We start from the raw sequence: 12,196 nt of genomic DNA, 5'->3' as shown, positions 1-12,196 counted from the left end.
GAAAATTTCTTTATGACTATAATGTTTTTCTAACTGTTCCTGATTCTTTGTTCCCTGTTCCCTGCAATATCAAAAATATTACAGATTGTTGCGTAAGTTAATAAAAGTAAGACTTGGATCGCCTCTATCCCTTAATCTAAAGGTTGGCTATTGATACAATTTTCTGAATCCTAGTAAACTTTTGTGTGTTATGGCCACACATGATAAATCAGATTTAATAATTTTAAGGAGATTCTGACGTGGCGATTCCATTATTAGAATACAAACCTATAACTCAAAACTCACGGGTTGTGGGTTATGAAGTCCCCGGTGACGACCAACCAATTATTTATTCTGCCGAACTTTTACCCTCTGAATCAGAGTGGGATGAGTTAATTTGGGCAGCTTATCGCCAAATTTATAGTGAACATCAGATTCTGAAGAGCGATCGCCAAATCTTCCTAGAGTCTCAACTAAAAGATGGTCAAATTACAGTTCGAGATTTTATTCGAGGTTTGGTAATTTCTGCTCCATTCCGTCGGAACAACTACGAGACTAATAGTAATTATCGCTTTGTTGAGTTATGTGTTCAACGGGTGTTAGGTCGTGATATTTATGGTGAAAGGGAAAAGCTTGCTTGGTCTATTATTATAGCAACCAAGGGTATTGAAGGTTTCATTGATGAGTTGCTTGATAGTGAGGAATACCTGGACAACTTTGGTTTTGAAACTGTGCCTTACCAGCGTCGTCGAGTTTTACCCCAGCGTGATGGAGGAGAAACACCTTTTAATCTGAAGACACCTCGTTATGAGTTCTACTATCGGAGTATTCTTGGTTTCCCTCAAGTTATATATCAAAATCAAATACGTCGCTTTACTCCTCAAGAAAAGCAGGCCCAGGCAGGCGATCCTTCTCTATACTTGAATTTGGCACGGAGTCTTGGTGTACAAGGGACTGCAGCACCAAAACCTAACTTAGGTAGTATCAACCTAAGTATGGTGCCTTATCGTAAGGTATAATTCATGATTTTGCTTTAATATTCCTGTTGAGTGGAATTAAGTTTTGCAGGGATGGATTATTTGTGCAGAGTATTTGGTTAATTTGCCAAAACTCTTGATATGAATATTCTATCCCTACAAATTTTATGAGGTTTATAATTTCCTAGAAATCTGGGGCAAAAATATTAAAAGAAACTTATACTAATAGTTACTAAATCTATAGAAAAATTTTTTTTGCGGAAAGTTTTAATTAAGTGTTACCTTAACGGGGTGAACTACAACACCACGCCAGTTGCTTGACTTTCGGGAGACCCGCCCAACGCACTGGCTTCTCTATCCCATTGCTAAAAGCGTTTGGGACTACTTTTCTTATCGGTATTTAAACGAACATTGACATGACTCTTTGTATTTGACACCAGATGATTTTTTTTAATAATAGTACGTTCTACTAACTGTATTATCCCTCCTGTAAAAATTTAACGAGCTGTTCTGCAATCCTTTCTCAGTCTAAGATATTTTTAGTTGTTTTCCTATGTTTTTCTATAAAATTAATAAAACTTTACAATACCAATTTCATAAAATATTGCTACAGTTATGACAAACTTAACTGGGAACAGGGAAAGAAAAACACAATAAGAAAGAGGAAAAAAGATTTAATTTTTAGAATTTATGGAATTTATATTTTTGGCATTGCTGAAATAAGGTATGAAATTCGTATCGGAGTAAGATTGATAGTAAGGAAAAAAGCTATGGGTGACTATTGACTACTATACGGGCTATTTCTGTTTGTCATGCTCCTAATTACGCGAATCGACCCTACTAAAAATCATACAATCATTCAGTAACGCCATATTTTTTTTTGCAAAAATAAATCACCAATTAAGATGTAACTACTTATGCATGAATTTGGTATAACAGGGGATTGATTGAGTAAATATTAAGAGGCTGAATTTTATGTTAAATTTAACCGTAATATACCTAAGTAAGAAATATTTCATTAATTAGCCGTAATAAAAATTATATAGCTGTCCTTACGAGAAGATTTTTCGCTCTTTCCTCTTGTTCCCTACTCCCTATTTCCTAATATCTAAATATAAATAAATTGACTAAGACAGAGCAGGTAAGAAGTTTTGAGTAATGTTTTGATGGGATTTTCTATAGCTCAAATTATTGTTAAGGTAAGTTTGAGTACCTTTACTACAATCTTGATTAAAAAAAATTATACGATCGCGCCCCTTTTCTTTAGCATTGTAAAGTGCTTCGTCTGCTTTAGCAATTAGAGATTGTGAAGACTCTGTTTTAGTAGGGGTGACACTTGCAATTCCCATACTCATAGTAACGTATTTACTTACTCTAGAAGTAGAATGATTAATTTGTAGTTTATGAATCGCTGTACGAATTAATTCTACCACTTTTTCTGCATTTTTACCAGATGTATTTGGTAAAATTATTGCAAACTCTTCTCCTCCATAACGAGCTACTAAATCTGCGGAACGTTTAACAGTTTTTTTAATAGTTTGAGCAATTTTTTGTAAACAATCATCTCCTGCTAAATGACCATAGTAATCATTATAATATTTAAAATAATCTACATCACATAAAATTAAAGATAAAGGCAATTTTGTTCTTGTCAGTCTACGCCATTCTTTTTCTAAATATTCATCAAAATAACGACGGTTAGCAATACCTGTTAAACCATCAAGTCTAGCAACTTTTTGGAGTTGCTGATTAGCAACAATTAAAGCTGCTTCTGCTTTTTGTAAGGCTAAGTTTTGCTTTGTTAGTTCTGATTCTACTTGTTTTTGATTTGTAATATCTATAATTAAACCTTTAATTGCTAATACTTCGCCATTTGAACAGTAAACTCCTTTACCTTGTTCCCAAACCCACTTTAGTTCTTTTTTGGCTGTAATTATCTGATAAATTAACTGAAATGGTTGATTGTTAACTAAAGCTTTTTGTCTTTTTTGCCAAAGATATTTTCTATCTTCAGGGCAAATTAATTGGTTATAGATAATTTGATTTTGAATCAATTCCTCTGATTGATAACCAGTCATACTATAAAAATTGTCACTGACAAAGTTCATGTTTAAATTACAATCATTACTGCTATAGTAAACTATCCCTGGTAAATTTTCTATTAGACTTCCTAGCATTAATTTCTGCTCTTTGAGTTCATTTTCTACCTTTTTTCTTAAAGATATTTCTTGTTGTAATTTTTGATTTTGATATTGTAGTTGTTTTTTCAAAGAATGTATTTGAAGATGGCATTTAATTTTTGTTAAAACATCATCTACTTGTATAGGCATTCTAGTATTATCTAAGTTTTCTATATTTAGTTGCCTAACTTGATCGGTATCATTTTGATTGGCTCCCATGAAAATTATCGGAATATTTTTTGTTGATTCTGAAGTTTGCACAAATTGGCAAATCTGCAATTTATCTTTTAAAGTCAAATTTATTAATATTAGCTCTACCGATATATTTTGTAATGTATTTATAGCTGCTTCTGTACTATGAGCGACTACAAATTCATAGTTATTCTCTCTCAATAAAATAGATAATAACTTGAGGTTGCTATAGTTATTTTCTACTATACAAATTACTGGTTTAGGAGATGCTTGAAAATTTTTCATTTTGATAAAAATCTGAAATTATTGACAATTAAATATATAGCTAAGAAAGAATTAATTAGGGCATAGACTGATCATGGCTCTTATACTATTTCTCTGTAACAATGCACTTAATAATTATTATACCATTTCTCTGTAACAATGCGCTTAATAATTATGACTCAAACCTGAATTTCACCAATAGTTGTTATCTTTTATTAAGCGCAACTTCATGGAGAAATAGTATTAGGCATATCTAGGTTTTACTGACAGCTATTATCTTTTATTAAGCGCAACTTCATAGAAAAATGGTATTAGACTAGAAAATGTTTTTCCAACTGTTCCCTGTTGCCTATTCCCTATTCCCTATTCCCTATTCCCTGCTATTTTTCATATAAATAAGAAAAAACCTCTTGCAAAGTTTGAGGATAATTGTATCCCTTAATCCTTATCTTTCAACAGCATAGATAATAACTTGAGGTTGCTATAGTTATTTTATACTATATAAATTACTGGTTTAGGAGATGCTTGAAAATTTTTCATTTTGATAAAAATCTGAAATTATTGACAATTAAATATATAGCTAAGAAAGAATTAATTAGGACATAGACTGATAATGGCTCTTATACTATTTCTCTGTAACAATGCACTTAATAATTATTAGGCAGAGCTGGGTTTAGCCGAATAATTAGGATTTGCTGAAAAAGTATTTTTAGTAGGGGTAGGAGTCATGATTTAGGAGTCAGGAGTCAGGATGGATGGGGAATTTAGAGGACGTAGTCGGATATTTTATCCCTTGATTTTTCTGCAATTATTCTGCCTTTTATCCTAACTTTTTAGTCGCTCAAGCTGAAAAAGTTGCACTTTTTTTTCGCTCTACAAAGGCTAAAATCTTTATCTGTTAACACTTTGAGATTTAATCAGCAAGCCCTAATTAATAATTAATAATTATTAATTAAATAATTTAGGTTAAAAGCTTCCCCTTAAAAGGGGAAAAAATTTATTTTTTCCTTTTAGTCAATCCTCTACCTTTTAGAGAGAGGTAATTATCAATTATCAATTATCAATTATCCATTAATGAATGACAGCTATTATCTTTTATTAAGCGCAACTTCATAGAGAAATAGTATTAGTTTTTCCAACTGTTCCCTGTTCCCTGTTCCCTGTTCCCTCTTTTCTGGAGATGTCTAATGAAGTACATCTATCTTTAATTTCTATTCTATTCCCTGCTCTCTGTTTCCTGTTCCCTAAAACCTACAATTTTGTTTGTATCTCACACTTTTTGGGAATTGCTATATATGTATAATTAAAAGATGCTATTCCTGGTTTAATATTTTCAACCATATAACAACCGTAGTACCACGATTAATTACTAAATCTTGCTCTTTTAAATAACTGGGTAACCATTGAATCTCCACAGGAGAATATACTTGAATTTTACCTTGCATTTCATCTATCAGATCGCGAGCAATTACTAATCCTAATCCTGTTCCTGGAATATTTGTATTAGCTTTTTCTCCTCGATAGTTTCGTTCAAATAAATGCTCTAAATCTTCCGATGGAATGCCATAACCTGTATCGCTAATAGCTATAGCCAGCATTGCTTCTATTTCACTATTAATTAATTTATTATGATTTAGTTCTGGAGCTAAAGTTGCTAATTTAATATAAATATTTCCTGCTTTTGGAGTATACTTTAAAGCATTATCAATAATATTACTTAAGACTTCTCGTAAAGCTTTATAATTAGCTTTTACGATTGGTAAACCATGGGGAAAATCAACTTGTAAATCTATATTACTTTCATCGGCAATTGCTTTTGCAGAAACTAATAAAGGTTCTAAAACTTGTTGTACAGAAACTGACTCTAAAAAATTAGCTCCTGGTAAAAGTGGTAGAGGTTTAGATTTTTGATTAGCTTCTTGATGAGCATCAATTATTTCTTCTATATCTCCATTTTGAGTTGTGCTTTGAAGATACTCACTTTCAACAGGAATACTCAATATTTCTTCCCCAACATCAACAGTTTTATCTATTTGTTCGATTAATTCTTTGAGGCGATCGCTTTCCCGTAAAATACTATTAACTATATTCCAGTTTTTGTCTTCTGGTAAAAATCTTTTCAATAATAACTTACCAAAAGTACGTAGTGCAGTTAATGGACTTTTCAACTGATGCAGTATATTGTGCATCGCATCAAACTGTTCAGATTGTAACTCTTGTTGTTGCTGAAATTGCTGCTTTAACCATTGAGAATGTCGATCTAAAATGCAGGCTATGGCAATAGTATGAGCTACTTGTTGAATTTGAGTTTTTTCTATTTGATTCCAGAATCGATCTTCTCTTGCTGTTACCAGTAATCCCATAACTACTCCATCATGGATTAAGGGTAAAACAATTTGACGTTGTTGCCAAGAATGATTTTTTTGCCATCCAGAATTTGATTCTGTTGTACAGTTGTTTGCTTCTAAAATTGGAGAATTTTTGCCGATCGTTAAGGGTGCTGCTGATAATTTCGGAAGGTTATCTAATGTTTGTATTTCTGAAGTTACTTTTAAAATCGAAGTTGCTTCCCCATCTTGCGGTATTTCTGGATCTGCGATAATCGGAACTAGCTTAATTTCACCCCCTTCTAGCAGTTTCTCTGTCAAGTAAACTATGCTTAAAGTCGCACCCCAACTAGATACAAGAGCGAGCTGGGATCTGCAAAGTTCAATAAATTCTGTAGTGGTGGGCATTAGCATGACAGCTATTTGTGGGATTTTCCACTGGACATCAGTTTATTTTAGATTTTAGATAACAGAGTGTATATTTTGTATCAAAATATTAAAAACACTTGAGTTTTTCAGCTAAAATTTATATAATCTTATCATATTTGGTAGCCATAACTACACCCATCGGCTAACACAGGAGGTAAGGAAATTGGCTAGAAGACGTAAGCGCAAAAGTCGTCGTAGACAAGAAGGACGCAGGATTCTTGAGCAAGTGGCTCAGTACAGTATTGAAAGTGGTGAAGATAAACCAGTCACTGCTGCTCGTAAGTTTATTCATGCCCAAGGTATTGTCCCACCTGCTGTACTTCTAGTGAGAAGAAATGAGCATACCACTGATAGGTACTTCTGGGCAGAAAAAGGTTTATTTGGAGCCCAGTACGTTGAAGAAAATCATTTCTTGTTTCCTAGCTTAAAATTTTTGATAGAACTTAAGACACCTGAGAAAAAACAGGTACTCAGTTCTACCCCAAGTCTAACTCAAGTTTAAGGACGTTGTATCAAACGTTTTTTGATTGGTAAGCTAGTATGTTTTTTTTTGAGTTATGAGCAACAAGTAGCAACTCCTAATTAAATTAAGCAAGAGGGTAATGCTGAATTGGCATTCCCGGCTTATTTAATTTACCATTGTATTTGTCAAAGATATTGCCTTAGAAGGCTAAAGGAACTAAGATTTTAAGCTTCCATCTGCCAATGGACTTAAACTCTTAGTTATTTTTATTTTTTCTACCTTACCAAAATAAATTGCCGATACTATTTTGATAACATTTTTTAACAATGCACAATAGAAATATCTACTAATGACGTGGATTATTTCCCAATTTCGACATTTTTTTTTTCATCAACCCTTTCATCTTTTGCTTTACTTATCAGCATCTGACGAAAAAGAAGATGAATTGCTTAACCCAAAAATTAGGTCGATCGATTCTCCTTTCAAGAAGATGAAAAAAATCTAACTTCAGTATTTCAAGCCTTTTGGTTTAGCAATCGGTACTCATAACAGATAACTATCCTGGCTTTTCCTAAAAATAACTCTTTTTCAGAAATTTTAACACAAAGGTCAACTCTCGATCTTTGTTATTTTTTGTTAACAAATAGGCAAAAGTTAATCAATCTCCTAAAGTTTTATATTTTTAGTTTTATTCTTGGTATGCTGTCAACTTAAGAGCGGTTTGTAAAGCTGCCAATTCATCCCTATGAGCTGTTATGGAAAGTAAACTTTTGGTTTTTGAACCCTCAGTCAATATTCCGTCCAACTTCAGATAGACTTGTTCTGGACGCTTAGACTTTTGCCAATAAAAAATACCAGCTAAAGGCGATACCAAAACTAGCCATATAAAGTATTTACCAAATTCAGGAACTAACATTGATACAGCCAACCCAAAACATAAAGCACCTCCCGCTGCTAATATTGTTAAGAAAAATGCCAAGAACCAACTAGGACGAACTATTCCTTCAAATGTAAGTTGATTCTGAGCGGCATTAAAATCAACAATTCGGTAAGCTCGATCACCAAAATATTCTTTTAGCTCCTTTAAAAGTGAGTCAGCTTCCTGTTCAGCTATCAATTTCAGATTTTTAGTCCGAGGTTTAACTGATGCCTTGATAAAAAAAACTAGACCAATGCTAGATAAAAATGTCAGTATAAATGATGAGATTAGAGCTGTATTATTCATACAATAATATATTTCAATTGTTTTTTATCTCTTCTTTTTTACAATAATTTACAAGATAAAAAAAGACTAGCTGCTTTGTGACTAACATCAGCTAGGGCCTATATTTCTATTTATATTTAATAATTGAAAATATATTTTTCAGTATTTGGCCAAAAATAGCAGCAAAGTGGCCCCCACCAATATCCTAAGAATGTTCTATTTATCGAAAAATTGGGGTAAGTGCCTCGCCCTTATAGGGCGACTTTTTTAGGAATTCCCGCGCCTAACCGCCGGGGAGGATGTTAAAAGCTGGATGGTTGAATTTGAGGCCGAATATGAGCATGATTAGTATACTCATACCAAAGTCTTGACAAATCTATAGCTTGAGGTTGCCATTGGGGAATAATTTGATACATTCTCCGTGGGCGTCCTCTTCCTTCTACTTTTTTCCAATAGCCCATAATTGTACCTTGGTCTTCTAGAAATTTCAGAGCGCTATACAACACAGTGTCAGAAAGTCGATAAATAGGATAGTCCCTTTCTAGTTGGCCAATCAATTCAGTTCCATAAGAGTCTCTTTGCAATAATACAGAAAGGATATAGCACACTGCTAGTTCTTTATTTAGATAAACCGGAGGGGGACTTTGGAAAAATTGATAAATGTCCTTGAAAGAAGTCATCTGAATTTACCCACTCACTCTATCTTCCAATTTATCGTGCTAATCATTAGACTGACCACTCTTTCAAAATTCAAAATTCAAAATTCAAAATTCAAAATATGTTCCCACCATTCAAAAATCAAGTCAAAACACTAAGATATAAATTCAAAATTCAAAATTCAAAGTATGCTCTCGGCATTCAACCATTAGTTATTAGCTATTAGCTTCTGAGCAGATAAAGGATGTCTAAATCAATTGAGGTTTGGAGTAGTCAGGAGATAAAGTGAGTAGCCTTACTTTTTGAATTTGGTATAAGATATCAAGTCAAAATTCAAAATTCAAAATATGCTCTCGGCATTCAAGCATTAGTTATTAGCTATTAGCTTCTGAGCAGATAAAAGATGTCTAAATCAATATTGAAATACTGAGGGATAATTAACAGAATGATTAAAAGCACATCAGTTAACCGGAGGTTATCTACCAAGGAAATTATAGATTTTTTTCCGAATAATTTTAGAGACTGATATGACTTATACCAATTTGTATTTCATTTTTCTCGCTGGGGTGCTAATACCTAATAACTGAATGTTTATGTTTTGAGATTAGTTAAGTTAGATTTATGCCTAACATAGCTTGTAAAGTTAAAGTTAGGAAAGTAAATGTCCCAATAATTAAGCCAATAAGAGCGATCGCCGTAATAGGTTTATTTAAAAGTGGTTTTAGTTGATCGAATAGAAAGAAGAATATGCCAAGGGTTATGGTGATAAAGTACCGTGGGTAGCGGGAGACGTTGTTAAAGAATTCTTGCATGATTTTGTTAGATAAAAATTTAACTCTACACAATATTATTAGTTTAATATCTGATTAGTCAATTTGTGACCAGATCCAAGATATCCATCCTTTTACAGTAGACGCTCGTCTATCTATTGTTGTATTTCCGATTTCTAAATTACTTTCACACATAAGTTGAGTAATTTGCTTTTTTGAAGGAATATCCCTAATTTATAACGATAACTTAAATGCTTGATTAAATACTTCGTGCGCCAAAATTGTTTCGATTAACTTTAAATATTTTAATTTATGTGGTTGACGTAAAATATCTTTTGCTTCATCGGTTAATGTGAAGATTTTTCCCTGTTTTTCTATAAGACCTAAATATATTCCAGCACTTGTATAATAATTTGTTTGTCTTTTATCAAACTGATAATTTTCTGTAATCTCATTTGGAGTTAAATCATTTTCTAATAGTAGGGAGATTAAGTCTATTAGTCTGTCAAATCTATCTGCTTGTGGAAATGGAATTTTTACAGGTTCAGGAATTATTTGAATTTGATTTAGTAGTAAATTTATGTCAATTATTTGTATTTCCTCATTAAATAATTCTTCCATTGATGTGGTTGACGCAAAATGTATTTTGCTTCATCGGTTAATGTAAAAATTTTTCCTTGTTTTTCTATCAATCCTAAATATTTTCCAGCACTTGTATAATAATCTGTTTGCCTCTTATCAAACTGATAATTTTCTGTAATTTCATTTGGAGTTAAATCATTTTCTAGTAGCAGGGAGATTAAATCTATTAGTCTGTCAAATTTATCTGCTTGTGGAAATGGAATTTTTGCAGGTTCTGGAATTATTTTCATCTGAGTAAGTAATGAGTTTACTTCACTTGTCCGTATTTCTTCTGAAGCAATTTCATAATTTTTCTGTTCTACCAAAGTGATAGAGTTATAGTCTGATATATCTGCAAACTCATAAATAAAAAAACTGAAAATATCGTTAGAGTAAGTCATTAATACTGGTACAACTTTTTTAGTGATTTTATTTGACCATAATCGATAGGGATAATAGATTTGTCTAATTAAAAAATCCTCAACTCTGTAATTTTTAGCTTCGATTAAAATTAAACGATCGTCTGTTTCAAAACCTCCATCTATTTCACACTGAGAATTAATAACATTGATTGAATATGATTGGTTGTTAATACAATTTTCAATGGAGAAATCAAAGGTTCCTGTAGACATTCTACCTGAGACAGTGAATCTAGTTTTTGACTCTACTAAGTCATCAATAATACCGAGATTAAACGCACAAAGTAATGCAGAACTTTCAGAATATAAATTAGTGTAATCTATCGTTTCGATTTCTCTGGGAAACTGCCAATAAATAGTGGGAATTTCCAGATCGTACTTGACTGGTAAGTGTGTATGAAAATGACCGATAATATATTGAGAACGAGAAATTGGTAGGATTGATAAATTATTATCTCTAAATATTTTTGGCAAGTTAACAATATGGTCAAATTTTGCCATAAGTCTACTCTCTCGTTCCTGATTAATTTGAGATGCTTCTATTTTAAAACAGCCGTTTTTATTTACTTCTTCTAATATTTTATATCTCTCAAATAGCTTTTCCCATCCAACATCATTTTTAGTCATATTTAATCTTGCTTATACGGAAAAATTCAAGACTAGAATTTCATAGACTCTTCCTCTTTTGAATCCTTTTTGATAATAAATTGATAATTATTGCCAATTTCACTATAACAAGCTATTATACCTTTGTTGGTCAATCAGGAAAGATGAGGCAATGTCACTAGCAATTGTAACTGGAGGAGCAACTGGAATTGGTGCTGCAACAGTCCGGAAATTTGCTTCGGAGGGTTTCAATGTAGCATTTCTTGATCTAAATATTAGAGATGGAAAAAAGTTGGAATCAGAATTTTCTTCAGGTTCTATTCTTTTCCTTGAGACTGATGTTAGCTCTAAGTTAGCTGTTGAACAGTCCGTTAATTCGGCAGTCGAAATGTTTGGTCAACCAGTCGTCCTTTTTGCTAATGCAGGGGTGTTTCGACCAACCAGTATTTTTGAGTTATCGGAGGAGGATGTTAATTTTATGATTGATATTAACCTCAAGGGTATTCTTTATTCCGTTGCTGCTGTTGCTGGTTATATGAGAGATGCTAGAAAGGGAGCAATTGTTCTTATGTCTTCTGACCAGGCGTTTGTTGGAAAAAATGGCTGCCTAGTTTATGGGGCATTTGCTAGGTAACAAAAAAGCTGGAAAAACTTGTTGTTTTCCCGCAATTTCTTACATAAAGTTGTGATTTTGCGTTCTTTTTAATTTTATAATCAAAAAAGTTAGGGTGATAATAAATGGCCACAATAACATATTGTCAAGCATTACCAGAACCATTAGATGAATTAAATGCTTTAGGGATGACCAAATTTCAGGCATTCCTGGTAGCATACTCCCCAATCCAACGCCAGGCAGTATGTGAAACGGTTCAGAATTTATTGTCTGGTAATGGGTTTAATAAGTCTACCTGGAATACTTATGTACAAAAAGCCTATCAAATCAATAAAAGACACGCTAATGGTGTAATTGCATTTGCCTTTGGCCAGGTAGAGTCTGCCAAAGAGTGTCGTCAGAATCACATTAAGCAGTTAGGAGGAAAACTAAAATCTGCTATTGATTGGTTAAAAAAATCAGAGAAAAAGTTAAAAGATGCTAGAAAGTTTTATC

General features: G+C 32.7%; 9 protein-coding genes and 2 pseudogenes. 4 read left to right on the top strand and 7 right to left on the bottom strand.

The window, feature by feature from the left end:
* Positions 1–239: 239 nt before the first annotated feature.
* Complete coding sequence (locus tag F6K40_RS34410) at positions 240–998, top strand: phycobilisome rod-core linker polypeptide (RefSeq protein ID WP_293142885.1); 759 nt, start codon at positions 240–242, stop codon at positions 996–998.
* 1,085 nt (positions 999–2,083) lie between these two features.
* Here F6K40_RS34410 and F6K40_RS34405 read toward each other — a convergent pair.
* Entirely contained in the window at positions 2,084–3,613 is a 1,530-nt protein-coding gene (locus tag F6K40_RS34405; protein ID WP_293142882.1) for a diguanylate cyclase domain-containing protein, read from the bottom strand.
* Between the two features lie 1,292 nt (positions 3,614–4,905).
* Complete coding sequence (locus tag F6K40_RS34400) at positions 4,906–6,327, bottom strand: GAF domain-containing sensor histidine kinase (RefSeq protein WP_293142879.1); 1,422 nt, start codon at positions 6,325–6,327, stop codon at positions 4,906–4,908.
* Positions 6,328–6,511: 184 nt separating this feature from the next.
* Between F6K40_RS34400 and F6K40_RS34395 the strand changes: the two genes are divergently transcribed.
* Complete coding sequence (locus tag F6K40_RS34395; protein WP_293142876.1) at positions 6,512–6,850, top strand: DUF3155 domain-containing protein; 339 nt, start codon at positions 6,512–6,514, stop codon at positions 6,848–6,850.
* A gap of 649 nt (positions 6,851–7,499) precedes the next feature.
* Here the strand turns inward: F6K40_RS34395 and F6K40_RS34390 are convergent.
* The 5 genes and pseudogenes from F6K40_RS34390 to F6K40_RS34370 form a co-directional block, all read right to left on the bottom strand.
* Entirely contained in the window at positions 7,500–8,036 is a 537-nt protein-coding gene (locus F6K40_RS34390; RefSeq protein WP_293142873.1) for a cofactor assembly of complex C subunit B, read from the bottom strand.
* Between the two features lie 281 nt (positions 8,037–8,317).
* A complete protein-coding gene (locus F6K40_RS34385) occupies positions 8,318–8,695 on the bottom strand; it encodes a PadR family transcriptional regulator (protein ID WP_293142870.1) in 378 nt (125 codons plus the stop codon).
* Between the two features lie 585 nt (positions 8,696–9,280).
* Entirely contained in the window at positions 9,281–9,484 is a 204-nt protein-coding gene (locus tag F6K40_RS34380; RefSeq protein ID WP_293142867.1) for a DUF751 family protein, read from the bottom strand.
* Positions 9,485–9,538: 54 nt separating this feature from the next.
* A pseudogene (locus F6K40_RS34375) lies at positions 9,539–10,063 on the bottom strand (DUF7226 domain-containing protein).
* Positions 10,030–11,109 carry a type II restriction enzyme gene (locus tag F6K40_RS34370; RefSeq protein WP_293142861.1) on the bottom strand — a complete coding sequence of 360 codons (1,080 nt, stop codon included), beginning with the start codon at positions 11,107–11,109 and terminating at the stop codon, positions 10,030–10,032. Before F6K40_RS34370 ends, F6K40_RS34375 begins: the two are co-directional and overlap by 34 nt.
* 151 nt (positions 11,110–11,260) lie before the next feature.
* Between F6K40_RS34370 and F6K40_RS34365 the strand changes: the two genes are divergently transcribed.
* Positions 11,261–11,722, top strand: a complete 462-nt coding sequence (locus F6K40_RS34365; protein WP_293142858.1) for an SDR family NAD(P)-dependent oxidoreductase — start codon at positions 11,261–11,263, stop codon at positions 11,720–11,722.
* 104 nt (positions 11,723–11,826) lie between these two features.
* Positions 11,827–12,196: pseudogene (locus F6K40_RS34360) on the top strand (hypothetical protein); the annotation flags it as partial.

It is taken from the genome of Okeania sp. SIO3I5 (genome assembly GCF_010672085.1).
Classification (GTDB): domain Bacteria; phylum Cyanobacteriota; class Cyanobacteriia; order Cyanobacteriales; family Microcoleaceae; genus Trichodesmium.
This window is presented reverse-complemented; position numbering and strand designations above follow the sequence as displayed.